Genomic DNA, 25,595 nt, shown 5'->3' on the forward strand with positions numbered 1-25,595 from the left:
GTTTAAGGGATGTCTCGTAACTGGTTGAAGGCGTTGCCCGGCATCGGGCCTGCGGTCAGCCGGCGACGATGATGTTGTGGAGGTTGGCGATGCCGGAAAGCGGCGTCGACCAATGTGTGGCCGGCGCGGCGGTGGTCGCGCAGACCGGTCACGAACGCCGTCGCCGCCCCGCCGCGGCTCGACCCGCCCGAACCGTCCCGCGAACGCATCGCACACCCCGGTCAGGACCTGCCGCCACCGGGCAGGGTTTACGCCGTGGCACGCGGCCACCGTCAGATCCGAACGTTCGTCCACAACATACAGACGATCACGCGGTGGCCGCACCTCGTCTACCCAGCCCCACCAGCAACATCTCAAACGGCGGCTGCGTACTAGCTAGCGGCTCGGACACCCCGGCATCACCCAAAACCGAGTCGATCATCACCGCTTACCCCACAGTCGGGAGGCTGACCCGGCTACTCAGGGCCGGGTGAGGCCGACCAACGTCGCCAGGCGCGTCACGCCGGCCGGCGCCGGCTTCGCGCGGGCGACATCGGCGATGAGGGTACGCGCCAACGGCCGGCACCGGACCTCGGCGGGCGCGACACTGTCCGCGTCGACCATGGCGCGTGCCGCGCCACGCAGGTCACCCAGTTGCAGGTACGCCCGCGCGGCGTCGAGCAGGTAGGCGCCCCGATGCTCGGCCGGCAGCCGCCGCCACGCCTCCCGCCGAACGACGCACACATGTCGACGCACCGCCTCGTCGGCGTCACCCCGCTGGGCCGCCAACAGGATCCGCGCCAGGTCGACGACAACCGGCCCGAAGGTGGTGCGGTGCTCATCGTCGTACCCCCGAAGGTTCGCGGCGACGCCCGCGGCCCGGTCGGTCAGCTCGTCGGCGCGGCGGTGCTCGCCGGAGCCGGCGGCGGCCAGGGCCGCCTGGAGCAGCAGCGTCCCGCCCACGGCCCACTCCCCCGGCGACCGTTGCGGCCTGATGCGGTTCGCGGCGGCGAGCGTCGCGGCCAGGGCGAGACGGTCGCAGCCCGACGCGCGCAGCGCCTGCCCGACCGACACGGCCGCCGTCGCCGCAAGCGCCGGATCGTCACCCGCCACTGCCATCGCCCGGTCAGCGGCCAGCCACCCGAGGTCGGCCTCACCCAGTTTGACCAGCAACGCGGAGGTGATCCGGTACGTCTGCACCCGCAACTCCGGGGACCGCACGCCCTGCACGACATCGAGCAGACTCGGCAACACCCGCACCAACTGCGCGTAGTGCGCATGCTGGTAGGTCAACCAGGCGTGCCCGACCTGCCTTCTCGCCTCTTCCGTCGTCTGCCGGGTGGCTTCCGGTGTGTCGTAGCGGGCGAGAGCGGCCCGGATGTCGTCCACCCCGTCGAGAGCGCCGACCGGCGTCCGCTGCGGCTGCTGGCCGAGCAGCACCTCGGGATCGATCCGCAGCGCCTCGGCCACCTCATGGATCACCGAGTACCGGTCCAGGGCGCGCGCACCCCGCTCGACCTTGTCGACCCAGCTCTTCGATTTGCGGAGGCGGTCGGCGAGCTGCTGTTGCGTCATCGAGCGCCGTACCCGCCAACGGGCAACCCGCCGGCCGATCGGCAGGTCATCGCTTGTCACGCCGCCACCGCCGGTCCGGGACCGCACGAGTCGTGTCCTCCACGGGTACGCGCTCCGCCTCCGCCTGCGCGAGGAGGCGCTGCTTGGCCGCCTCCCGCTCGGCCGCCTCGGCCTGCTCGCCCTTGCTCGCCGGCTCGTCGCTTCGCCCAGTTCGTGTGCCGCTCATCCCCCACCTCACGGATCGGGGCGCGAGTTGCCCATGACAGGGCTGGCCGTCGCGCCCGGCACGCTATGACCTCCAGAACGGGTCATTCAGCGACGCCCAGGTGACAGCCTGTGACGATCACTGGCCACGATCCAGGCAGATCGCGTCCGCTACTGTCCTCCGAGGTGTCCGCCTGCGGCGGCGGACAGGTCGGCGGACAGCTCCAGAAATTCGTCAGCAGCGCCGGGTCTGCCTTTGACGGCGGCAATCATGCGACGCAGCTCGGCGATACGGTCAACGGCACGCTGTGACCGCGCCGAGCGCGCCAGGGCAACGGATCGACCCGCGGCGACCACAGCATGCTCAACCTCACCGGCCTGCAGCAACGCTTCGGTGAGCCAACTGAGATACAAGGAGGTCTCGCGTGGCGAATCGTCACCGTAGCAAGCGACTGCGCTCTCCAGGATCGGCACCGCCCTCAGCGGCCGGCGCAACTCGGTCCACACCCGCCCAGCCATGACCTGAACCTCGTCGGGGGTCAACCAGTACGCCCATGAAGGGGCCTCGCCCAGGTTGCAGTCCTGATAGATCTCCCCGACATTCCCCAGTGCCCGCTCGGCAAGACTCGCCTCACCCATCCGCGCATGCGCCCACGCGACGCGCTCCAGCAGCAGGGCTTGCCCGGTGGCCTCGGCCGCCTGTCGGCCACCGACGTACGCCGACCGAGCCAACGTGACGGCAGAGCGCCTGTCACCGAGATTCGCCTCTAGGTAGGACAGGCTGCTGAGGCAGTTGGCCGCACTGGCGGTGTCGCCACCAGCGTGCGCAGCCCGCATCCCAGTCAGATAATGCCGACGAGCCTCAGTGACCCGGCCGGAGTCCTCGGCGACGAAACCCGCCAACTGACAAAGGTCAGCGATGGCAACGAGGAGCCGCCGATTTGCCGCTCCCCGATAGCTGCCCTCGCGAAGCAGGTCAGCGGTGGCGGCCAACTCGGCAGAGACCATCGTGTAGGTCTCCGCACCACCGACGTGGTCGTCCAACCGTCGAAGCTGGCGAACCCGACCTTCGATGCGGGCCACCGTCTCGTCCCCGACCCGCCGGCCTGCGCTCAGTTCATATCGCTGCGGTGGCTCCGCGATCAACCATTGATGTGCCAGTGCGGCCGCGTTCTCCGGGTTGGGCGCCTGCGTGACGAGCAGGCCGGCGAGCTGTTCGGCATCGCAACGCAACCCATGGGTGACAGCCCACTCCTCCTCGGCGCCGGGGGCCACGGCAAGCGCGGCTAGCCTCCCGCCCGCCTCCAATGCAGCGTCCAAACGCTGAGCAGTGTTCATGGTCGGCGTCTTTCGACCGCAGGCGAGGTCGTGGAGATAGCTCTTGCTGTAGAAGGTCTTTCCAGCCAGCGCACGATAGCTGACTCCCCGACTCTTGATCAGAGTCCTGAGCCTTTCAGCGAAAGGCGAAGCGGATTCGGACATCATGGCTCCCGCTGGGACTGCGGTAGGCGACCACCGTTACCGGCCATCGCCGCTGCGGACGGTACATCGACCATTACTCGACGGCGCTCAAGACGCCGACTGGATTCATCAAACACTTCCAGCGATCTGCAGAGCACGCCAGCCACGCCAACGGCCGCGTGGTGCGGAAGCCCCGTCTGATTCCGCTAGCGTCACCGAGGTGACCTGGACGGAGCCCGCCACCTGGTACGCCAACCTGGCCTCCTTCTACGCCGCCGCTGCGGCCTACATCACCGATCCCGACGGCAACGTGCTGCTCGTCAAGCCCACGTACCGCGACCACTGGTCCTTCCCCGGTGGGTATGTCGACGAGGGCGAATTCCCACATGATGCTTGCGCCCGTGAGATCCGAGAGGAGTTGGGCATCTCAGTGGTGGTGGGTGACCTGCTCGTAGTCGACTGGGCACCGCCCGCCGGGCAGCGGCCACGCGCGATCATCAGCTTCACGTTCGACTGCGGGTCCATCGCCAGCCTCGATAGCGTTAATCTGCCGGGGCAGGAGTTGGAGGACGCCGCCTTCTTCTCGCCCCGAGAGGCCGAGCGGCGTCTTCCCGGCAACATCGCCACGCGAGTCCATGCGGCGATGAGCGCTCGTGATCTAGCCGCTCCGCTGTACCTTGCTGGCGGCTCGGTCGTTCCGCTGCCCTCCGTTGACGGAGCAGAACACGGAGCAGGGCCTCGGCCGCAGACCGCGTGACGACAACCCGTACAGGTCAACTCATCCGTCACGCACCAGCTCAGACGCTTGATCAAGGTTCGCAACCCGGAACCTCCACCGCGTGGAAGCGAGCCCCTACATCGGCTGAGCCGCGCGAGCCTGCGTCCGTCGCACAGCCTCGATGAGAGCTGGCTCGGCCTTCTTCCAGAAGCGCGTCACCAGGTCATCCGGGCCGTATCGTTCACGGATCTCAGCCAGCCGCTCCATGACGGTGAAGTCCTGACCGTCGGGGCCGGTCGTCATATCCGCGTACCAGAGAGCATCGGAGCTCACGGACTTCTCGCGAGGGAACTCCGCGACCAATGCCTCGCCCAGGCCGCGTTCTTCAGCCTCGTATGAGGCACAAGAGTGATGCGCCACCAGTGCCGCTAGCCGAAGGCCGGATCCGTTCCGCAGCAGCCACCGCGCTCCGTCCAGAGAGTGGAAGCCAGTGTCCACCAATTCTGGTGCGTAACCAATATCGTGTAGCCAAGCAGAAGCGACCAGAATGTCTCCGTCGCCTCCTGTCAGGCAGCGGAGGTGCTCAGCCTTGAGCTTGGGTATGGGAGGTGATCGCGTGCTTAAAGTTGCGTTCTTGCCTGCTCGATTTGCCGCACGATGGCGTGGGCGCCGTGCGCTTGGGCGATAGCGTTCGCCTCGTCGAGTATCGCGAACGCGTCCGGGTGGCGGTCCTGAGCGGCGGCGATATAGGCCAGCCCGACCATGTTGGCGGCCACGCCCGGCAGCGCTCCCACCTCTCGGCGCAGCCGCGACGACTCCTCCAGCCGCTCGCGCGCTTCGTCCAGTCGACCGGCCATGTGCGCCACGATGCCCAGGTGTCGCAGTGCCTCAGCCTGGGTCGCGTTGTCGCCGACCTGCGCCGCCATCTGGCGGGACCTTTCCAGGTGTGGAAGCGCAGTCTCGTTGTCGCGCCGGATGACCTGATGCAGGCAGCCGATCCAGAACAGTGTCTCGGCCTGGCCACGCGTGTCGCCCAGCGCCTGGTAAAGCTCGGTCGCACGCTCAAACAACGGCAGTTCAGCCGGGTCCTCGGCGGGTGACGAGCCGCTGCTGGCACGTTCGTTGAGGAACCGCGCATGCAATATCCGCCCACGGGCCAGCGCGGCGTCGGCCTCCACCGCGTCCAGGTCCCGTTCGGCGTTGGCCAACACGCTGGCATCGCCGCTGTACACGGCTTGTTCATAGAGCGTTCTGGCCCGTTCGATGCGATCTTCGGCGTTCATCGCGGCCCCCGTCCTGGCCTCTTCACTGCCTGCCGAGTCAGCAGTTTAGTGGTCCAGCCCAGGCCCCAACGGGGTGGTCAGCGATGATGTGGGCGGCCGCCGGTCGGCGGCCGCCCACGCCCGGTCAGCTCGCGTACACCTCCAGGGCCGACAACTGCCCTGCCGGCCACCCAGTGTTGCCGGTAACGGTGATCCGCACGTACCGCGTCTGCGCGGCTCCGAAGGTGATCGTCACCTGGTTACCGGACGCCGGGTCGAAGATGCGCCCCGCCGAACCCGACAGCGTCCCGAAGCTCCCCCCGTCCACACTCCCCTGCACCGCGAGAGTCTGCGTCCGGCTGCCCCACGCCGACGACGGCGGCAGCTTCAGCACCACCCGCCCGACCGTGCGCGCCGAACCCAGGTCGACCTGCACCCACTGCGGAAAGGCGCTGTTGGCGCTCTCCCAGTAGCTGTTCGCGTCACCGTCGACCACGTTGCCCGACCCGTAGCTCTGCACGTGACTGCTCTCCGTGGTGGACCGACCCCGGGCGAGGTCCGCGTTGGCCGGGGCGTCCGTGGTGACCGTGACCGCGGAGGACGCGTTGGAGGTGTTGCCGGCCGCGTCGCGGGCGGTGACCGTGAAGGTGTACGCGGTGGAGGCGCTGAGCCCGCTGACCGTCGCCGTGGTGCCGGTGACGGTGGCGACCACCGTGCCGCCCTGTCGCACCTGGTAACCGGTCACCCCGTTGTCGTCGGTGGACGCCGTCCACGCCAGGGACACGCTGGAGGCAGTCTTGCCGGTCACCGTGAGGCCACTCGGGGCGGTCGGCGGATTGTCCATGGTGGCGCTGGCGGCGTACACCTCGACCTGGGCGAGCTGGCCCGCCGCCCAGCCGGTGTTGCCGGCGATGCTCAGCCGGATGTGGCGGGCCGTGGTGGTCGGCAGCGTGCGCGTGACGGTGTTGCCTGTGGCCGGGTCGAAGGCGAACGCGGAGGCTCCGGCGATGGTCGAGAAGGAGCTGCCGTCGACGCTGCCCTGCACGGTGATGGTCTGGGTGCGCGCGCCCCAGCCGGCGGGCAGCCGCACCACGAGCTTGTTGACCTGGTGGCTGACGCCGAGGTCGACCTGCCACCAGTGCGGGAACGAGCCGCCGCCGCTCTCCCAGTAGCTGCCGGCGTCGGAGTCCACCGCGTTGGACGCCGCGAACGAGCCGTTCTGGCTGCTCGCCGAGGTGGATCGGCCGGCCGCGAGGTTACCGCCGGTCGGGGGCGGGGTGCCGGTCAACGGCGGCGTGGGGCGGACCGGGGTGAGCGCGAGTTGCCCCGTCAGCATGCGGCCGCCGTCGGCGGTGATGCGCAGGTAGTAGTCGGAGGAGCAGGCCACGCCGTCCTCGTCCAGGGCGCGGATGTTCGCGCCGGCCGGGGTGGTGGCCTGGGTCTCGGAGGTCTTGGCGATCTGGTTGCCCTCGTTGTACTCGTCGAACATGGACACGTAGAGGCCCTGGGAGCCGAGCCGGACCATGTTGTAGATGTGCCGCCAGTAGAAGTCGCCGTGCTTGCGGTGCCCGCCGGCCAGGTCACCGGGCATCACGCAGGGCAGGTAGTCGATGCCACGCGCCGCACAGTCGGCCATGTCGCCGACGTTGACGTTGTTGTAGTAGGAGTCGAGTTCCTCCACGGTCCTGGCCCGGTAGACCATCCAGGGCGAGATCGCGTGGAACGCGTGGTAGACGTCGAGGAAGCCGGGGCGGGAGTCCTCGATGCCCTGCCGCCACCAGGTGGGCACGCCGCCGATGACGTAGCAGCCCTGGGCCTTGAACCAGTTGACGACGTCCAGGCAGGGCCCGGGGGTGAAGGGGCGGCTCGGCTCGCTGAAGCCGAAGCCCCAGATGCAGACGACAGGCTTGCCGTTCTGCCTGGCGTACGCGCTGGACGCGGTGTGCGTGGACATCTTCGTCGTCCAGTCGGTCTTGATGTCCGACTGCATGGTCAACCAGTCGGTGACGTCGTACATGATGTAGAACTTGCGGCCGTGGCGCTCGGCCGCCGAACGGACCTTCAGCGTCATCGCGTCGCGGGTCGGGCCCTCGTCGCCCGTCGGGTTGAACCGTTGCAGGGCGGCGGTGTCGCAGCCATACTCCTGCATCCACCGGAAGTGGGTGTCCACCGTCTGCTGGTCGTAGGAGGAGAAGAGGGTGGCCGGGGAGCCGTTGCCGAGGTTGGGGTACGCGGTGGGATAGCTGCGCGTGTACTCGCGCATGTCCGGCCAGGACACGATCGTGGTGTTCGCGGGCGAGGGCGGCTGGAAACGGTCGCGGCTCCAGTGCCACCAGCCACCGATCGGCGCGGAGTCGCCGGGCGCGCTGAACCAGCCCTGGTAGCCGACAGTCACCTTGCCGACCACGTCCCCGGGGGGACTGGCGGCCTGTGCGGGGCTGGCGAAGAACTCGGTGGCGGAGGAGGCGGCGGCGAGGGCGGACCCGGCCAACACCGACGTGACGAACCTGCGGCGGGAGACCGCCATGACGACCACTCCTTCGGGACGGAAGGCATTGACGGCCATCGTGGCAGCAGTGAATGCCGCACCGCAAGAGTGCGACTGAACCGTGGAATTTTTCGCCATCACAGCGAAAGGAGATTCACGAGCCTCATTCAGTTGTCCCTAATTATCACCATATCGCCACTTAGTTACCATATTCGGACATAGCCTCAGGATCGCCTTCTCGACGGTCGGGAAGGGTTTACTGATCAGAGGCGACAACGTGAGATTTTCCCAGCGACTTTCGGCTACTGGAGCCGTCGCGGTGGCGGCCGCGGGAGTGATGGTCCTGTCCGGAGGCGCTCCGGCGTACGCGGCACCCGGTGATGCGAGCGCCCGGGGAGTCGTGGTGGACCTTTCCGCGTCGGTACTTGGCACTCCGGTCATCACCGCCGACGCCGTCATCGGCACCGCGACGGCCCCGGCCGGCGGTGGCACGGACAGTGACACCGCCCTGGCGATCACCATCCCCGGCGCGCTGGGGGTCACCGCCTCCGGCACCGTCGTGCAGGTCAGCGCCACTCGCGGCGACACGGCGTCTTCCGCCAACGCCGAAATCGCCGACCTCGCACTCAGCGTGCTCGGCACGTCGGTGATCGACGCTGACGTGATCACGGCGGCGGTGGCCTGCCCCCAGGTCGGCGCCCAGACCGCGGACACCACGTTTGTCGGCTTGGAGTTGTTCGGGGAGCCGGTCAACCTGCTGCCCAACACTCCTGGCGTCACGGCCAGCGCCGCCGTCACGGTCCCCGGCCTGACGGGTGCCAGCCTGAACGTCACGCTCACCAATGTGGAGACCACAACCGCCGACGGAGCCACGGCGATCGCTGTCCAGGCAACCCTGCGGCTCACCGGCACCATCGTGGGCGGCCCACTGCTGGACATCCCCGTCGGCACCGTCATCCTGGCCGAGGCCCGCTGCGAACGCCCGCTGCAGACCACGCCGACACCGACCGCGACACCGACCCAGCCCACACCGTCACCGACCCAGCCCACAGCGGCCCCCACCGGTAACCCAACCCAGCCGGCCCCTTCGACCAGCCCGACCCTGCCGGTCACCGGTGGCAGTGCCGCCAACCTGTGGTGGTTCTTCGGCACCGGTCTCGCCTTGGTCATCTCCGGCACAACGGCACGGTTGATCGTCCGCCGGTCCCGCGCGTCGATCGACGCGTAACACGCACCTCGTAAGGAGCCCACCAGTGTGGAGAGGGTTCAGACCAGATCGTTGGTCTGACCCTCTCCACACGGTGCGGCCCGCTCAGGCGGAAAAGTCGCGGAACAACAGCGACGCCAGGGCGAGTGCCAACGCCAGGTTGAACACCGTGGCACTGGCGAAGACCGCCACCGGCCGCCAGCCGGCCTCCCGCAGCGACGCGACCCGGACCTCCAGGCCGATGCTGACGAAGGCCAGGATCAGGAACCAGACGCGCAGGTCGTTGACGATGGCGATGGTGGCCTTGCCGTCCGCACCGGCCCCGTCGAGATACCAGGTGGCGATGACCGAGGCCGCGATGAAACCCAGGACGAACTTGGGAAACCGGATCCACAACTCGCGCAGGCCCGGCCGTTCCGCGCCGGGCCGCCGCTCCACCCGCAGGGTGAAGTACGCGGTGAGCGCGACCGCGACCACACCCATCAGCGCGTTCTGGGTGACCTTCACGATGCTGGCGATCTGGAGCGCCTCCTCGCCGGCGATGGCCCCGGCGGCGGTGACCGCGGCGGTGGTGTCGATGTTGCCGCCGATCCAGGCACCGGCCACCGCGTCGGACAGCCCGAGCACGTCGGCCAGCCAGGGCAGGATGAAGATCGACGGCAGCGCGAAGATGATGACCAGGCTCGCCGTGTAGGCCAACTGCTCCCGCCGCGCCCGGACCGCGCCGGCGGCGGCGATCGCCGCGCTGACCCCGCAGATCGACACCGCGGAGGCGAGCAGCGCGCGCAGCTTGTCGTCGAGGCCGAACCTGCCGGCCAGCCACCAGGTGAACAGGAAGACCCCGCTGATCAGCAGGATCGCCTGGGCGATCGCCGGCCCGGCGGCACTGGCGATGACGGCCAGGTTGATCGACGCGCCGAGCAGCACCAGACCGGTCTTGATGAAGAACTCGGTGCGGAACGCGGCGGCGATCCGGTCGCGCCAGCCGAGCAGCGTCACGGCGACGTTGCCCAGCAGGCCCAGCAGGATGGCGTAGACCGGGTACTCGATCGCCGCGCCGATGTCCTCGACGGCGGTGCCCTCGGCCCAACCGGGGACGTGCTGCTCCAGGTAGCGGGTGAGCGCGCCGAGCCCGACCACGATCACGAGGCCGAGCAGCGTCCAGGCCCAGAACCGGCCATCGCGCGCCGTACCGGTGGGACCGGCCGGGTCGACGGTCGTCGGTGGCCCACTGACCGGCGCGGGCCCGGCAGCGCCAACGGGCGCGTCAGACACGGGCTCGGCAGCGCCCTCGGGCGCGTCAGGCGCGGGCGCATCAGACGTGCGGGTGCCGTCGGTCGTGCGGGGCTCGACAGCCGTCGCGGCAGGGTCGGCCGTGCTGGTCTCGTCCGTGGCCATCAGGGCACCAGCCCGGCAGGGATGGCACCGAGCAGAACCAGGACGAGCAGCGCGAGGCCGAGGATCGTCGCCACCCAGTCCTCGTTGAACGCGAGCCGGGACTCCCCGGCGGTTGGCGGGGTGGGCGGTGGCTGATCGGTCGCCATGGCGTACCTCCGTGGGGGTGGACCGGTCCGGCCGGGCCGAAGCGGTGGACAGCGCGTGGACGGGTGTGCAGGGCGACGCCGGCGACCAGCCGGCTCGGGGGTCGGCGTGACCCGCCAGCGGGGCGGGCCGGCGTCGCGGGCACTCAGTCGACAGTCGGCGAACCCGGACAGCGCCCGGAGGCGACCCGCATCAGGTCCACGAGGGGCCATGCGGGGCGGACCAATCGACACCGGTTCATTTTCCTACCTGAACGATAGGTATTCAAGGGTGCGGTGTGTCCTGTGCGGGCTCCGGGTCCTGACCACGTGCTGGAGGGGTGTTCAGGACAGTCAGCTTGGAGGGTTGACGCTGCGTCAGGGTCAAGCCCGAGCGGGCAGCAGCCCCTCCCCGTCCGGTCCGGCCTCGGTGAGGAACTCGTCGACCATCGGGGCCAGCCAGTCGGCGCGCTGCGGGATCGTGGTGTGCGTGGTGCCGGGCAGGATGGCCAGCCGGCACGCCGGCAGACCGGTCAGGTCGCCGGGCACCGCGCCGCCGAGCAGTCGGAACATCAGCACCGCGTGCTCGGGCTGGACGATGTCCGAGTCGGCCAGCACGATCATGGTGGGTGCGGCCAGCGCGCGGACCTGCTCGGGCGTCCACTGCGGCAGGTTCGCGTCCAGCACCTTCATCTTGGTGACCAGGTTGGCCCACCCCGTCGGGTCCGGTGCGGTCCGCAGGTACTCCTCGTGGAACTCCGAGCCGTGCAGGTGCTCGGGTTGCAGGTCCTGGATCCCGTCCAGCAGCCCCGGGTGCAGGCCCTCGTCGTCGAAGCTCACCGAGGCGAGCACCAACCGCCCGACCCGGTCGGGGTGGTCGGTGCCCAGGCGCAGCGCGACCGCCGCGCCCATGCTCCAGCCGAACACGTCCGCCCGCGCGATGCCCAACCGGTCGAGCAACTCCACCACGTCGGCGGCGAAGTGCTCCACGGTCAGCGGGCGGTCCACGTCGGGAGTACGGCCGTGTGCCTGCAACTCGACGGCGATCACCTGTCGGGTCTTCGCCAGGAGCGGCAGGATCGTGCCGAACGAGGTGTCGATGCCGGAGAGCGCGCCGTGGATCAGCACCAGCGGGCGTCCCGGGCCGTTGCCGTGCGTTTCGGAGTAGATGTCCATGACCACACGGTGCGCCGACGCGCTTACGGTTGACTTCCGGTCGACTTACCGGCGCTAAGATGTCCGCCGTGCAGTTCGGGGTGCTCGGGCCGCTCGCCGTGACCACGGACGACGGCGAGCCGGTGGTCGTGCCCGGCACGAAGGTGCGCGCGTTGTTGGCAGACCTGCTGACCAACCGCAACCAGGTGGTCTCGGCGGACCGCCTCGTCGACGACCTGTGGGGTGACGACTCCCCCGCCAACCCGCTCGGCGCACTCCAGGTGCGGGTGTCCCAGTTGCGCAAGGCGCTCAACGACGCCGAGCCGGGGGCCCGCGAGGTGGTCGAGTCCCGGCCGCCGGGCTACCTGCTGCGTACCGGCGCGGTCGACGCCGACCGGTTCGCCGAGCTGGCCCGCGGCAGCGACGTCGACCGGTTGACCGAGGCGCTCGGGCTGTGGCGCGGCGAGGCGTACGCCGACGTGGCCGACGCCGAGTTCGTCCGCGCCGAGGCGGCCCGCCTCGCCGAGCAGCGCCTCGTCGTGCACGAGCGGCTGGCCGAGGCCCGGTTGGCCCGGGGTGAGCACGACCTGGTCGCCGCCGACCTCGCCGAGCTGATCGCCCGGCATCCGTTGCGCGAGGGTCTGCGGGCGGTGCAACTGCGCGCACTGTACGCGGCCGGCCGCCAGTCCGAGGCGCTGGACAGCTACACCGACCTGCGGGAACGCCTCGCCGAGGAGTTGGGTCTCGACCCGGGCCCGGAGCTGGTCGCCCTGCACCGCCGGATCCTCGAACAGGACGCCGGCCTGAGCGCACCGCCGAAGGCCGCGCTCATCCGCAACAGCCTGCCGGCGCAGCTCGACGAGCTGGTGGGGAGAGCCGAGGCGCTGACCGAGCTGCGGGCGCTGCTGCCCCGGCAGCGGCTGGTCACGCTCGTCGGGCCGGGTGGGGTCGGCAAGACGCGACTGGCCACCGAGGCGGCCCGTGCCCAGTCCTTTCCGGACGGCGTCGAGTTGGTGGAGCTGGCCCCGCTGCCGGCCGGTGACCGGGGCGTCGCCGAGCAGGTGCTCGCCGTGCTGGGCGCCCACGAGGCCGCCGGGACGAGCCGGTCGGCGCTCGACCGCCTGGTGACGGCCCTGCGACACCGGCAGGTGCTCCTCGTCCTGGACAACTGCGAACACGTGGTCGAGCCGGCCGCCGAGTTGGTCGCCCGGCTGCTGCGCGACGTGCCGGGGGTACGCGTGCTGGCCACCAGCAGGGAGCCGCTCGGGTTGACCGGCGAGCTGCTCTGGGACGTACCCCCGCTGCCCGTGCCGGGCGACGGTGACCTGGACACGGTCCGGCGCTCGGCGGCGGCCCGGTTGTTCGCCGCCCGCGCCGCCGCGCAGCAGCGCGGTTTCCGGCTCGACGAGCAGACCGCACCGGCGGTGGCCCAGCTCTGTCGCCGCCTCGACGGGCTGCCGCTGGCACTGGAGTTGGCCGCGACCCGGGTCCGCGCGCTGGGTGTGCGGGGTGTGGTGGAACGGCTCGACGACCGTTTCCGGTTGCTCACCACCGCGCAACGGGACGTGCCGACCCGACAGCGGACGCTGACCGCGGTGATCGGCTGGAGCTGGGACCTCCTGGACGCGACCGACCGGGAGGTGCTGGCCCGGTTGGCGGTGTTCCGCGACGGCTGCACCCCGGAGGCCGCCGAGCGGGTCTGCCGCACCGACCTGGACACTCTCGCGCGGCTGGTGGATCGGTCGCTGGTGGTGCTCGACGACTCCGGTGCGCAGCCGCGCTACCGGCTGCTCGAATCGGTCGCCGCGTTCGGCCTGGCCCGGCTGACCGACGCCGACGAGGTACGCGCGCGGCACGCCGACTACTACACCGAGTTGGCCGAACGCGCCGACCCCGAGCTGCGCGGCGCCGACCAGCACCGGTGGTTGGCGCTGCTGGACGCGGAGACGGCCAACCTGCGTTCGGCGCTGGTCCACGGCGGCGGGTTGCGCCTGGCGGTCGCCCTGTGCTGGTACTGGTACCTGCGCGGCCGGTTCACCGAGGCACGGCGGGCCCTGGCCGGGGCCGGCGACCCGGTGCAGGAGGCCCGGGCGACGCCGTGGCGGGTCGGCTTCGCCCTGTCGCAGGGCGAGGCGATCGCGCCGGACGACGTCCGCGCCGCGGTGGCCGGTGACCCGGCCGGCCGGGGCGCCTGGTTCGCGGCGAACGCGCTCATCGAACACAGCGACCTGGCCCTGGCGGTGGAACTGCTGCCCACGGGCGTCGTCGACAGGTGGACCGAGGCCGCGGTGCTGACCTCGCTGGCCCACATCGCACATGCCAACGGCGACCAGGCCACCCTGGAACGCACCGCGACCCGCGCCGCCGCGCTCTTCGCCGACCTCGGCGACCGGTGGGGTCGGCTCCGGGCGACCGAGTGGGTGGGTGGGCTGGCCGACATGCGGGGCGAGCAGGAACGCGCCGCCGCGCTGCACCGGGAGGGGCTGCGCTGGGCCGAGGAGTTGGCGCTGTGGCCGCAGGTCTGCGCCCAACTGTCCTGGTTGGCGTGGCTCGCCGTGCAGACCCGCGACTACGCCCAGGGTCGGGAGCTGGCCGAGCGCGCGTACGGGCTGGCGGTGGAGCAGGGTGCGCCCGGTGCGCTGGTCTTCGCGCAACTGAGCCTCGGGCTGGCCGCCCGCCGCGACGGCAAGCTCGACCTGGCCGTCGCCCACCTCACCAACCTCGCCGAGCAGGGCCGGTGCGAGAGCCAACCCGCGCTCTACCTGCCGATGGTCCTGGTCGAGCTGGGCTACGCGGTCGAGCAGGGCGGCGACCCGGACGCGGCGCTGGCCCTGCACGTCGAGGCGTTCGAGGCCGCCGAGGCGATGGGGACCCCACGGGACGCGATCAACCCCCTGGAGGGGATGGCGGCGGCGGTGCGCTCCCCCGAGGTGGCCGCCCGGCTGCTGGGTGCCGCGGCGGCGGCCCGGCTCGCCACGCGGTCCCCCGCGGCGCCGTCCGAGCGCGACGACACCGACCGGGTGGCCGAACGGCTGCGGGCCGAGCTGGGGCCGGAGCGCTTCGAGGAACTGGTCGCCGAGGGCACGCGGCTGAGCCCGGGCGAGGCCCGGGCCCAGCTCTGAGCGACGCCTCAGGCGGCCGTCTTCGGCCGGTACGAGGCGATGATCACACCGCTCTTGTGCACCCGGGTGTCGACCAGGTCGAACGACGCCTTGAAGTCGGTCAGCGGTACCGTCAGGCTGGTGGCGCCCTCCAGGACGGGGTGGATCCAGAAGCGGACCTCGTCCACCAGGCCCGCCTTGATCAACTGCGCGGTGACCGAGCCGAAGCCGTACTGGATGATGTTCTTGCCGTCCTGGGCCTTCAGCTTGGCGACCTCCTCGACCAGGTCACCCCGGAGCACCTCGGTGTTCTTCCAGGTGGGGTCGGTCAGGGTGGTCGAGGCGACGTACTTCTTGACGTTGTTGAAGTACGCCGCGCCGGTGTTCGGGTCGCTCTCGTCCTGCTGCGGCCAGGCGACGGACATGCCGTCGTAGGTGGCCCGGCCCATCAGCATCGCGTCCGCCTCGTCGGTCTGCTCGCTGGCGAGGCCGCGGGCCTCCTCGTCGAAGTACGGCGCGGTCCACATCGGGTTCTCGATGACGCCGTCGAGGGTGATGTAGGTCGAGTTGACGAGCTTGCGCATGGGAGTCTCTCCTGGTTGTCGATCGTGCTCTCCGGTGACACCCAGAACTCTGCCGATCTCCACTTACGATTCGCTTGCAATGCCCTTACCGTCGCCCGGGTCGGTCAGTGGGAGGGGCAGGGCCGGCGTGGCCACCGTGGCAGCGCCTGTCGAGTGTGCCGGCGCGGGGCGGTCCCCGGTGCGGCTGTGCAGGCGTCCGCGCCCCGCCGGCCCGGCCCGACGGGTCACCTCGACGGTCACCATCCGCACCGGCGGTGGCGGTGCGGTGAACCGCCCGACGCCCCACCGCACCCACAGCGGGATGCGGCCGGCATCCGCCTCGGCGCGCAGCTTCTGCACCGTACGGGCCCGGTCGGTGTGGTCGACCTCCACGACGACCGGTGGGCCGTCCGGGCGGGCACACGCCACGTCGAGGACAGAGTGTCGCTGCTGGAGCGGCGGTGGCAACGGCAGCACGCTCGGCGCGCGCCGGTAGACCCGCCAACCCTGGGCCTCGGCCCACCCCACCACCGAGTCGATCACCCGTGCGGTGACCTCGTCGACGTCCAGGTCGACGAAGGTCACCTCGGCCAGCCACCGGCCCAGGTCCGCGGCCAACCGCTCGCCCTGCGTCGTGACCTCCACCGGCGCAGGATAACGCCTTAGGGCCTGTGTCAAAGCCCCTGGCCGACGGTGGTCGCGGTCGCGGCGAGGTGCTGGGTGAGCCAGGCGGTCGTGGCCGTACGGGCCGTCTCCTGGTTGGCCCGCGCCAGGAAGTCGTGCCCCTCGCCGGCGAGCACCAGGTGCCCGTGCGGCACGTCCCGGGCGGCGAGAGCCCGCGCCACCTGCGCCGACTCGCCGGCCGGCACGTTCGTGTCGTTCGCGCCGTGGATGAGCAGCACCGGCACGTCCAGCCGGTCGATGTGGGTCAGCGGCGACAGGTCACGTAGCAGCTCCGCGTCCCGCTGCGGGTCGCCGTACTTGCTGACGGCGGCGGCGGCGATCCACGGCTCGGTGCCGGCGTAGAAGGTGTGGAAGTCGGAGATGCCGCACTCGGCGACCCCGGCGGCGAACAGCCCGGGAAAGTTCACCAGCACCGCGAGGACCAGGTAACCACCATAGGAACGGCCCAGGCAACCGAGCTGACCGGGCCGGGCGATGCCGGCGTCGACGAGGAACTCGGCGCAGGCCGCCACGTCGGCGATCGCACCGTAGCGGCCGGCGAGGTTGTCGGCGGCGACGAAGGAGCGGCCGAACCCGGACGACCCCCGCACGTTGGGCGCGAAGACGGCGACGCCCTGGGCCACGAGGGCCTGGAACAGCGGGTGGTAGCCGGGTCGCTCCTGCGCCTCCGGGCCACCGTGCAGGCTGATCGCGGTCGGCCAGGGGCCCGGCCCGGCCGGGCGGTACAGCCAGCCGGAGAGCGGTAGCCCGTCGTGGGCGCGCAGGTCGACGAGTTGTGGCGCGACGCCGCCGCCGCTCGTGCCCGTGGTCGTGGTCGTGGTGCTCGGCCGCAGCGGGCGCGGCGCCGCCGTGTGCGCGTCGATCAGCCAGACCTCCCGGGGCTGCACCGGCCCCTGCGCGGTCAGACAGAGCAGGTCGCCGCCGGCGGCGAAGACGGCGTCGTCGAGCACCTCCCCGGGGGCGGCGACGGCCCGTTGCACGCCGTCGGCGAGGTCGAGCAGGGTCAGCTCGCTGCGCCCGCCGTAGGTGTTCCACAGCAGCGCGGCACGGTGCCCGTCCGGGCTCGGCGTCACGTGCTCCAGCTCGGCGTCCGGTCGCCAGGCGAGCCGGGTCGGTGTCCGCTCCGGTCGGGTCAGGTCGACACGCACCAGCGCGGCGAGTTCCGAGAACGCGTCGGTGCGGGCCAGCACGCTCGTGCCGCCCGGGCCGAACCAGCCCTGGTCGGTGCTGCCCCGACCGGTGTCCGGGAACAACCGTCGCCGGCCGCCCGTCGCCACGTCGAGCACCTCCAACCACCGGGCGTTGCGGGGGCCCCGGCGCAGCAGCGCGGCGCCCGCGTCCGGAGTCACGTCCAGGAGCGTGAGCAGGTCACCCTCGGCGAGCACCCACCGGTGCCCGGTGTCCGCGTCGATCAGGACGGCCCGGCCGTGCTCGTCGGTCTCGGTGACCATCAGGACCGCGCCGCCGGGCAGCCAGCCGGCCAGCGCGGCGCTGCGCCGGCCGAACCCGGCGAGCTGGCGGCGTCGCGTGCCGTCCGGGCGCAGCACCCACAGCTCGGTGCGGGGCGCGCCGCCGGGTGCGCTGACGCAGGCCAGCCACCGCCCGTCCGGGGACCAGCTCAGCGCCAGCACCGGTTCGTCGCCGGTGGGCAGCGCAACGGCCTCGCCGGTGTCGGTGTCGCGAACCCAGACGCGCCGGCTGCCGCCCTGGTCGGAGAGGTACGCCACCCGGCGGCCGTCGGGCGACGGCGCGGGGCGGTAGTCCTCGCCCACGGGCACCGGCGCCACCGGTCGAGGGCTGGCGGGTCGGGTCCGCCGGATGGTACGCGGCACCTCGGTCCGTACGCTCATCTAAACCCCGATCCGCTGCAACCAGAGCTCCAGCAGCCCGAGCTGCCAGAGCGCGTTGGAACCCAGCGTGGTCCGCCGGGTGTTCGGCGCGTCCAGCAATTCCTCCAGGTAGTCCTTGCGGAACAGGCCCCGCTCGCGCGCCGGCTGGGCGGTCAGCGCGTCGCGGACGTCGTCGAGCAGTGGACCGGACAGGTGCCGGATGGCGGGCACCGGGAAGTAGCCCTTCGGCCGGTCGATCACCTCGTCCGGGACGATGCCCCGGCTCGCCGCCTTGAGCACGCCCTTGCCACCCTGGGCCAGCTTCAACGCGGGCGGGCAGGCGGCGGCCAGCTCGACCACCTCGTGGTCGAGGAACGGCACACGGGCCTCCAACCCCCAGGCCATCGTCATGTTGTCGACCCGTTTGACCGGATCGTCGACGAGCATGACCAGGCTGTCCTGGCGCAGCGCCGCGTCCAGCGCGGTGTCCGCGCCGGGCGCGCCGAAGTGGGCGGTGACGAACTCCAGGCTCGCGTCGTGGTCGAGCATCCACTCGGGCGCCAGGTGCCCGGCGAGCGCGTCGTGCCGACGGTCGAAGAACACCCGGGCGTACGCCTCGACGGCGTCCGCGCGGGCCACGTTCGCCATCGGCGGGTACCAGTCGTAGCCGGCGAGGATCTCGTCGGCGCCCTGCCCGGACTGCACCACCGTGATCCGCTGCGAGACCTCCTCGGAGAGCAGGTGGAACGCGACGCAGTCGTGGCTGACCATCGGCTCGCTCATCGCCGCGATGGCCTCGTGCACGGCGGGGACGAACCGGCTGGCACCGATGCGGATCTGGTGGTGGTCGGTGCCGAAGTGGCGGGCCACCAGGTCGGAGTAGTGGAACTCGTCGCCGCTCTCCCCCGCCGCCGCCTCGAACCCGATGCTGAAGGTGGCCAACCCGGTCTGGCCCTGCTCGGCCAGCAACGCGACGATCAGGCTGGAGTCGAGCCCGCCGGAGAGCAGCACCCCGACCGGCACGTCGGCGACCATCCGTCGGCGTACGGCGGTGCGCAACGCCGCCATGATCCGTTCCTGCCACTCGTCGGCGGACATCGGTTCGGCGGCCGCCCGGCTGAACTCCGGCTGCCAGTAGAGCGTGTCGGCGCTCCGGCCGTCCGCGGTGATCACCCGCACGGTGGCCGGCGGGAGTTTGCGGACCCCGGCGAGGATCGTGCGCGGTGCCGGCACCACCGAGTGGAAACTCATGTAGTGGTGCAGCGCCACCGGGTCGAGGTCGGTGTCCACGTCACCGGCGGCGAGCAACGCCGGCAGGGTCGAGGCGAACCGGATACGGCCCGGCCCCTGGGTCAGGTAGAGCGGCTTGATGCCGAGCCGGTCGCGGGCCAGCACCAGGGTGTGCGTGGCCAGCTCGACCAGGGCGAACGCGAACATCCCGTAGAACCGTTCGACGCAGGCCGTCCCCCACCTGTGGTACGCCTTGAGGATCACCTCCGTGTCGGAGGTCGAGCGGAAGGTGTAGCCCAGGCCGATCAGCTCGTCGCGCAGCTCCCGGTAGTTGTAGATGCAGCCGTTGAAGACCAGGGCCAGACCCAGCTCGGGGTCGACCATGGGCTGGGCTCCGCCGTCGGAGAGGTCGATGATGCGCAACCGGCGGTGCACCAGGGCCACCGGCCCGTGCTGCCACCGCCCCTCGCCGTCCGGGCCCCGGGAGGCCAGGGCGGGCAGCATCCGCTCGACGGCGGCCAGGTCCGATGACGCCCCGTCGAGGCGTAACTCGCCTCCGATACCGCACATGGCACACACCTCTCATCGGCTCGGGTCCGCTCGGGCCGCTGACCGGTCCAGGTTTGGCGGACCGGGTTGCGTACCGATGACGGGATGGTCAAGCGTGGGTTACACCGAATTCTGCTCGGCCGCGCCGAGCAACCAGGTGTCCTTCGACCCACCGCCTCGCGACGAGTTGACGATCATGCTGCCGGCCGGCGCCACCCGGGTCAGCGCCACCGGCGCGACCTCGGCCTGCTCGCCGAGGAACACGAAGGCCCGCAGGTCGACGTGGCGGGGCGCGAGAGCCGCGCCGTCGAAGACCGGGTGGGTGGTGAGCGAGACCATCTCCTGGGCGATCCACCGGTGCGGGGCCGCGAGGATCTGCTCCCGGACGGCGTCCAACTCCTCCGCCTCGGCCCGTGGGCCGATCACGACCCGGTCGCCGCCGTACCCGTCGACGGGCTTGAGCACCAACTCGTCGAGCCGGTCCAGCACCTCGGCCCGCTGCTCGGGCAGCCCGCACAGGTACGTCGGGACGTCCCCCAACAGGGGTTTCTCGCCCAGGTAGTACTCGATCAGTCGGGGCACGTACGCGTACAGCGCCTTGTCGTCGCCGACGCCGTTGCCCAGCGCGTTGGCGAGCGTGAGCCGCCCGGCGTGCACGGCGGCGAGCAACGGCCAGCCCAGCGGCACCCCGTCGGCGCCCGGCGCGTGCAGCAGGGCCTCCTCGTCCATCCGCAGGTAGAGCACGTCGACCCGGCTGCGGCTGCCCGCACGGACCAGCCAGAGCCGGCCCTCCTCCACCAGCAGGTCGCCGGTCTCGGTCAGCGGCACACCCATCTCGTCGGCGAGCAGCCGGTGCTCGAACCAGGCGGGATCACCCGGGCCGCTGCTGAGCACCACCAGGGCGGGTTCGTCGGCCGCGGGGGGCGCGGCGGCGATCAACGCCCGGTACAGCATCGCCGGCGTCTCGTCGGCGGGCAGCAGGTCCGCCGGCACCGGCAGCTCCGGCAGCACCGCCTGGGTCAGCCGGCGGTTCTGCACCGCGTAGCCGATTCCGGAGGGCACCCGCAGGTTGTCCTCCAGGACGTACCAGCCGCCGTCCGGGTCCCGGACGAGGTCGGTCCCGGACACCTGGGCGCGGGTGCCCCGGCGGCCCATCAGCGCGCCGGTCGGGCGCAGGCCGGGCGAGGACTCCACCACCCACGCCGGCACCACGCCGTCGGCCACCACGGCCCGGTCGCCGTAGACGTCGCACAGGAACGCGTCCAGGGCGCGGGCGCGTTGCACCAGGCCCGTGCGCAGCGTCCGCCAGTCGGCGGCCGGCACCACCCGGGGCACCAGGTCGACCGGGAAGAGGCGGGTGCTCGCCTCGCCGGCCACGCTGAACGTCACGCCGCGGGCGCGCTGCTCCTCGTCCCGGTCGTGCTCGCGCTGCCGGAGGGCGCCGGCACCGAGCCGGCGCAGGGCCGCCAGGATCGGGAGGTACGCCGGCTCCGGCCCGCTCGCCCCGAAGACCTCGTCGCCGGCATCGGTGTACGTGGGCAGGACCGGCGGTGCGGGCGCACCCGGCGGTGCCTCGCGGACCCGGCCCCGGGTCTCGTCGAGTAGCAGGTCCACCACGTCGGCCAGGCGGCCGCGACGCTCGTACGCCCGGCGCTGCCGCGCCGCGGAGCTGCCGCGCTCCAGGGCGTACCGGGTCAGCTCCCGGATCTGCTCCCAGTCGCCGGTCGCCGTCAACTGCGGGCGCAGGTCGGTCACCAGGCGGCGGACCGCCTCGGCGGCCGGCACCGGTCGGGCCGAGCGGGGCAGGTCGAGCAGGTCGCCCTCCAACCCGGAGCGGGCCGCCCGCCAGACCGCGGCGCGCAGCACCGGTGGTCGCACGGCGGTGCGCTCCACCCCGGCGCGCAGGGCGGCGACCTCCCGCCGGACCAGTGCCCGGAACAGGCCGGTGAGCAGGACGATGGTCTCCACGTCGGCGTTGGCGTCGGTGATCCGCAACTCCACGGTGGGCACGTGCGCCGACGGCCGGACGTCGAAATAGATCATGGCAGGATCGGTGATCGTGCCGGAGGAGATCAACTCGGCGACCAGCGCCTCGTGATCCGCCGCGCTCGTCACCTCGCCCGGGTCACCGGCGGTGGGCCAGCGCTGCCAGACCAGCGACCGGACGCTGGCGTAGCCGCTGTCCTGACCCATCCAGTACGGCGAGCTGGTGGACAGGGCGAGCAGCACCGGCAGCCACGGCTGGACCCGGCGGGTGACCGCGACGGCCAGGTCCCGGTCGGTCACCCCGACGTGCACCTGCGCACCGCAGATCAACTGCTCCCGCGCGAGCAGCTGGTACTCGTCGAGCATCCGCCGGTACCGGGACGTGGGGGTGACACTCGGGTCGCCGTCGGCGCGCAGCGGCACCGTGCCGGCCGCCACGATGCCCAACCCGGCCCGGTCGGCCACCTGGACGGCCAACCGGCGCAGCCGGGTCAGCTCGGCGCGGATCTCGTCCAGGGTGCGGCAGACCGAGGTGTTGGTCTCCACCACGCTGCGGTGCAACTCCGCGGTGAACGAGTCGGCCGGCAGCCGGTCGAGCAACTCCCCGGCCCGGGGCACCAACTCCCGGGTGTGCAGGTCGACGACGTGGAACTCCTCCTCCACGCCGATCGTGGCCAGATCCGCCGGGTCGCCGTCGTCGAGGGTCACGGTCGGGTTGGCGCGTGGTGTGGGCAGTGCCCGGCCGTTGCCGGACCGGCCCATCGGCCCGTCGAACGTCGGCGCGTTTGTGGTGTTGTCGGCCATGGTCACCCCGGTTCGCGTATCGGTGGTCGTGGCTGTCCGACGAGCGTTCCCAGGTTTGGTGCCGGGGGTGTTTCCTGCGCGTTAAGGTGGCGGACCGTTCTGCCGGCACCCCGGCGACGCGCGGTGGGAGCAGGTGCGGTCGCGGATCGGCACAGAATGTGGACAGATGTCGCCCGGCCCCTATCGGGCTGGCCGGATCGGCTCCCGGTCGGCCTCCTGCCAGGCGCGCCGCAGCAGGGCGGTGAACGCGTGGTCGCCAGGGAAGGCCGTCTGGTCGATCGCCGCGATCGGCTGCGCCGGGCAGTGCGAGTTGGTCGCCGCAGCCGACGTCATCTCGTTCAGCGATTCGCCAGTCACCTTCCGGGTCGTGTCGGCAACGCCGAGCCTCCGCAGGCCGAGCCGAAGCAGCTGCATGGTGATGCCCGCCAGGAGTGGGCCGTCGGGCCAGACGACCTGTGCGCCGTCCCAGAAGGCGATGTTCCATACCGAGCCCTCAAGGAGGGAGCCGTCCCGGCCGGCGAACAGGACGTCGTCGAATCCGGCCTGGCGCGCGTGGATGCGATGGAAGGTGAGACCCAGCGTGGCCAGGTGTTTGAGCTGCGGAAGCTCTCGCTCGTACCGAACAGTCCGGACTCGCAGCGGCGCACCTGGAGCGTCGTCGACCGGTTCGTCGACGGACACCATGATGTCGATATCAGGCCACCGGGTGGGGTTCGGAAGGACTGTCACCTGGACGGAGGCATCGTCCCGGCCGCCCAGCGCCTGGCCGACGAGGGTCCTGACCTGGTCGCCGGACGGCGGGACGGCATCGGGAAGCAGCACGGCCGAGGCCTCGCGCAGACGACGGAGGTGCAGGGACAGGCCCGGCACGGCCCCGCCGCGCACCTGCATGGAGGTGAAGTGGCCGTAGTTCCACACGGCTGCCCGATGCAGGTCTTCGACGGTCGCCGGTTCGCCGTTGATCTCCACGTGTGCCACCGCGTCATGATGTCAGTCGACGCGGAGCCAGTCGCGGCTGCGGTACGCGGGAGCGCACCTGGGCCGCATCCTCGTCGACGGCGGGGACGCGGGTGCGGCCGTCGGGGATGTCGGGGTGTCCCACTGGCCCGGACACCCCGACATCGTCGACCTGGAGTTGGTGGCGTCCCGGGTTACCTCATGTTCGCCACCACGAACGGCGCGTGGCCGTGCAGGTAGTTGCTCCACCCGCCGGTCACCGGCGCGCCGGGGCTGAGCAGGTTTGTGGTGTCGGTGCCGACGTCGAGCTTCCACGCCGTCCAGGAGATGCCGTTCGCCCTCATCCAGTCGATCCAGGACTGCGCCTCCGGCAGGCAGGCCCGGCCGTCGAGGCCGCCGTCGGCGTTGCTGGCGCCCCACTCGGTGACGAACAGCGCCAGGCCGGCCCGGATCGCCGCGTCACCCTTGGCTCGCAGCGACGCGCCGTGGGTGCAGGAGTAGAAGTGCAGGGTGTACATCAGGTTGGTGCCGGTGACCGGGCTGGCCGCGGCCACGTCCACGTCCTGCGACCAGGTCGGGGTGCCGAGCACGACGATGTTGTCCGGGTCGGCGGCACGGATCGCTGCGACCACCGCCTGGTGGTACGGCTTGATGACGCTGGTCCAGCTCACCTGCAACGGCTCGTTGTACGGCTCCCAGATGACGTTGGGCAGGTGGCCGTAGCGGCGGGCCAGATCGCCGAAGAACGCCACCGCCTGGGACTGGTTGTTCTGGGCCTCGTGGGCGTGCCAGTCGACGATGACGTACACCCCGGCGCTGACCGCGTTGTTGATGATGGTCTCCACCTGCGCCCGCGCCTTGCCCGGGTTGCTCAGGTACGCGCCGGCCGGCTCCACGCCCATCGCCGCGCGGATCACCTGGAGGTTCCAGTTGTCCCGCATCCAGGTCAACGCGGAGAGGTTCTCGGCGTACGGGGCCGTCTCCCAGTTGAGCCACATGCTGCTGATGCCACGCAACTGCACCCGCGCACCGGACCTGTCGCACATCGTCGTGCCGCAGACCCGTAGCTGCCCGTGCCGCTCGACCGGCGTGCCGGTGCTCGGGGGCGGGGTCGTGGGAGGCGGAGTTGTCGGGGGCGGGGTGGTCGGCGGTGTGCCGCCGGTGCAGGACACGCTGTCGCCGTTGACCGTGCAGTTCACCGGGGTGCCCGACCCGTTGACGAGAAAGCCGAACGAGGTCGACGCGCCGGCGCCGAGGGTGCCGTTCCACGACACGTTGCTGAAGACGTAGTGGCTGCCGGAGGTCGTCTGCTGCGCGTTCCACGACTGGCTGATGCTCGACCCGGCCGGCAGGTCGAACTCGACCCGCCAGCTGCTGATCTGTGCGGAGGTGTTGTTGGTGACGGTGACCTGCCCCTGGTAGCCACTGCCCCAGGTGTTCGTCACGGAGAACACGGCGGTCGCCGCGCTGGCCGGTGTGGTGGCGACAGTCGCCACCGCACCGGCCAGCAGGCCGGCGACGGCCAGAGTCGTGACAAGTCTCAGTGTGCGCATGCTGAACCCGCTTCGGTCGATCGACGGTGATGGCCTGTGGCGGGGCGGCGCCTGCGGCAGACAATATCGATCTTTCCCTATGCGGTTCAAGGCCGCGCGGCTGATTTTCCGCCGGCCGGAGCGTCGAACGGCGGGGTGGCCGCGGGTCGGGGCTCAGCGTGGCCCGCTGGTCACCGCCCGCGCACCCGGTAGGCCAGGTGGGTGACCCCGTCGCCCTCGACGACGCGCAGAGGGCCGTCGAGTTGGAGTGGCGCGATCTTCAGGTCGGCGAAGAGGGGGATGCCGGCGCCGAGCAGGACCGGTACGAGGTCGACGTGCACCTCGTCGAGCAGGCCGGCCTCGATGACCTGGGCGGCGATGGTGCCGCCGTTGACGCCCACCTCCTTGTCACCGGCGAGCGCCTTCGCCCGGTCGATGGCGCTGACGATGCCGTCGGTGACGAACACGAAGGACTCGTTCTCCGGCTCCCATCCCTCCGGCACGCGGTGCGTGACGACCACGACCGGCTTGTCCAACGGGTGCCGGCCGCCCCACCCGTTGGTGATGTCGAACAGCCGCCGGCCGACGACGAGCGCGCCGGTCCGCTCGGTGAGCTCCCGCAGGTGCCGGGCACTCGCCGCGGACGTCCGGAACGTCATCTCCGGGTTGGCCGTCGGCGTCTCGACGTCTCCGTTCTCGTACCACTGGAAGAGGTACTCGAAGCCACCGTGGGACGCGTCCGCGATGTAGCCGTCCAACGACATCGTCGCCCCGGTCGTCACCTTCGTCAT

At 71.4% G+C, this 25,595-nt stretch carries 20 protein-coding genes; 3 read left to right on the forward strand and 17 right to left on the reverse strand.

What is annotated here, in order from left to right:
- Nucleotides 1-459 precede the first annotated feature (459 nt).
- The 3 genes from ACGFIW_RS17475 to ACGFIW_RS17485 form a co-directional block, all read right to left on the reverse strand.
- Entirely contained in the window at nt 460-1,614 is a 1,155-nt protein-coding gene (locus ACGFIW_RS17475; protein ID WP_393316218.1) for a helix-turn-helix domain-containing protein, read from the reverse strand.
- Nucleotides 1,601-1,780: a hypothetical protein gene (locus ACGFIW_RS17480; protein ID WP_393316220.1), complete on the reverse strand. Its 180-nt coding sequence runs from the start codon at nt 1,778-1,780 to the stop codon at nt 1,601-1,603. Before ACGFIW_RS17480 ends, ACGFIW_RS17475 begins: the two co-directional genes overlap by 14 nt.
- Before the next feature lie 149 nt (nt 1,781-1,929).
- Entirely contained in the window at nt 1,930-3,240 is a 1,311-nt protein-coding gene (locus ACGFIW_RS17485; protein ID WP_393316223.1) for a helix-turn-helix domain-containing protein, read from the reverse strand.
- Between the two features lie 199 nt (nt 3,241-3,439).
- Between ACGFIW_RS17485 and ACGFIW_RS17490 the strand changes: the two genes are divergently transcribed.
- The gene (locus tag ACGFIW_RS17490; protein WP_393316226.1) at nt 3,440-3,976 is read left to right on the forward strand and encodes an NUDIX domain-containing protein; all 537 of its coding nucleotides are present in this window, start codon (nt 3,440-3,442) and stop codon (nt 3,974-3,976) included.
- A 96-nt stretch (nt 3,977-4,072) separates the two neighbouring features.
- On the opposite strand, the gene ACGFIW_RS17495 is transcribed toward ACGFIW_RS17490, so the two are convergent.
- From ACGFIW_RS17495 to ACGFIW_RS17505, 3 genes are all read right to left on the reverse strand, one after another.
- Nucleotides 4,073-4,270 (reverse strand): hypothetical protein, encoded by a 198-nt coding sequence (locus ACGFIW_RS17495; RefSeq protein WP_393316229.1) that lies wholly within the window; start codon nt 4,268-4,270, stop codon nt 4,073-4,075.
- 287 nt (nt 4,271-4,557) lie between these two features.
- Entirely contained in the window at nt 4,558-5,220 is a 663-nt protein-coding gene (locus ACGFIW_RS17500; RefSeq protein ID WP_393316232.1) for a tetratricopeptide repeat protein, read from the reverse strand.
- A gap of 124 nt (nt 5,221-5,344) precedes the next feature.
- Complete coding sequence (locus tag ACGFIW_RS17505; RefSeq protein ID WP_393316235.1) at nt 5,345-7,726, reverse strand: discoidin domain-containing protein; 2,382 nt, start codon at nt 7,724-7,726, stop codon at nt 5,345-5,347.
- Nucleotides 7,727-8,090: 364 nt separating this feature from the next.
- Between ACGFIW_RS17505 and ACGFIW_RS17510 the strand changes: the two genes are divergently transcribed.
- Entirely contained in the window at nt 8,091-8,915 is an 825-nt protein-coding gene (locus tag ACGFIW_RS17510; RefSeq protein ID WP_393316238.1) for a hypothetical protein, read from the forward strand.
- A gap of 84 nt (nt 8,916-8,999) precedes the next feature.
- On the opposite strand, the gene ACGFIW_RS17515 is transcribed toward ACGFIW_RS17510, so the two are convergent.
- The 3 genes from ACGFIW_RS17515 to ACGFIW_RS17525 form a co-directional block, all read right to left on the reverse strand.
- Entirely contained in the window at nt 9,000-10,292 is a 1,293-nt protein-coding gene (locus tag ACGFIW_RS17515; RefSeq protein ID WP_393316241.1) for a putative sulfate exporter family transporter, read from the reverse strand.
- Entirely contained in the window at nt 10,292-10,438 is a 147-nt protein-coding gene (locus ACGFIW_RS17520; protein ID WP_393316243.1) for a hypothetical protein, read from the reverse strand. Before ACGFIW_RS17520 ends, ACGFIW_RS17515 begins: the two co-directional genes overlap by 1 nt.
- Before the next feature lie 360 nt (nt 10,439-10,798).
- A complete protein-coding gene (locus ACGFIW_RS17525; RefSeq protein ID WP_393316245.1) occupies nt 10,799-11,590 on the reverse strand; it encodes an alpha/beta fold hydrolase in 792 nt (263 codons plus the stop codon).
- A 59-nt stretch (nt 11,591-11,649) separates the two neighbouring features.
- On the opposite strand from ACGFIW_RS17525, the gene ACGFIW_RS17530 reads away from it, so the two are divergent.
- Nucleotides 11,650-14,691, forward strand: coding sequence for a BTAD domain-containing putative transcriptional regulator (locus ACGFIW_RS17530; RefSeq protein ID WP_393316248.1), 3,042 nt, complete (start codon nt 11,650-11,652; stop codon nt 14,689-14,691).
- An 8-nt stretch (nt 14,692-14,699) separates the two neighbouring features.
- On the opposite strand, the gene ACGFIW_RS17535 is transcribed toward ACGFIW_RS17530, so the two are convergent.
- From ACGFIW_RS17535 to ACGFIW_RS17570, 8 genes are all read right to left on the reverse strand, one after another.
- Entirely contained in the window at nt 14,700-15,254 is a 555-nt protein-coding gene (locus tag ACGFIW_RS17535; protein WP_393316251.1) for a dihydrofolate reductase family protein, read from the reverse strand.
- Between the two features lie 63 nt (nt 15,255-15,317).
- Entirely contained in the window at nt 15,318-15,878 is a 561-nt protein-coding gene (locus tag ACGFIW_RS17540) for a hypothetical protein (protein ID WP_393316254.1), read from the reverse strand.
- Nucleotides 15,879-15,907: 29 nt separating this feature from the next.
- Nucleotides 15,908-17,767 carry a S9 family peptidase gene (locus ACGFIW_RS17545; RefSeq protein ID WP_393316257.1) on the reverse strand — a complete coding sequence of 620 codons (1,860 nt, stop codon included), beginning with the start codon at nt 17,765-17,767 and terminating at the stop codon, nt 15,908-15,910.
- Nucleotides 17,768-19,546, reverse strand: a complete 1,779-nt coding sequence (locus ACGFIW_RS17550; protein ID WP_393316259.1) for an N-acetylglutaminylglutamine amidotransferase — start codon at nt 19,544-19,546, stop codon at nt 17,768-17,770.
- 99 nt (nt 19,547-19,645) lie between these two features.
- A complete protein-coding gene (locus tag ACGFIW_RS17555) occupies nt 19,646-22,315 on the reverse strand; it encodes a glutamate--cysteine ligase (protein WP_393316495.1) in 2,670 nt (889 codons plus the stop codon).
- Between the two features lie 180 nt (nt 22,316-22,495).
- Nucleotides 22,496-23,293, reverse strand: coding sequence for an aminotransferase class IV (locus tag ACGFIW_RS17560; protein WP_393316262.1), 798 nt, complete (start codon nt 23,291-23,293; stop codon nt 22,496-22,498).
- A gap of 173 nt (nt 23,294-23,466) precedes the next feature.
- The gene (locus ACGFIW_RS17565; RefSeq protein WP_393316265.1) at nt 23,467-24,825 is read right to left on the reverse strand and encodes a cellulase family glycosylhydrolase; all 1,359 of its coding nucleotides are present in this window, start codon (nt 24,823-24,825) and stop codon (nt 23,467-23,469) included.
- A 170-nt stretch (nt 24,826-24,995) separates the two neighbouring features.
- Nucleotides 24,996-25,595 carry a dihydrofolate reductase family protein gene (locus ACGFIW_RS17570; RefSeq protein WP_393316267.1) on the reverse strand — a complete coding sequence of 200 codons (600 nt, stop codon included), beginning with the start codon at nt 25,593-25,595 and terminating at the stop codon, nt 24,996-24,998.

Origin of the sequence: Micromonospora sp. NPDC048935, assembly GCF_043197875.1 — a bacterium.
Lineage (GTDB): Bacteria > Actinomycetota > Actinomycetes > Mycobacteriales > Micromonosporaceae > Micromonospora.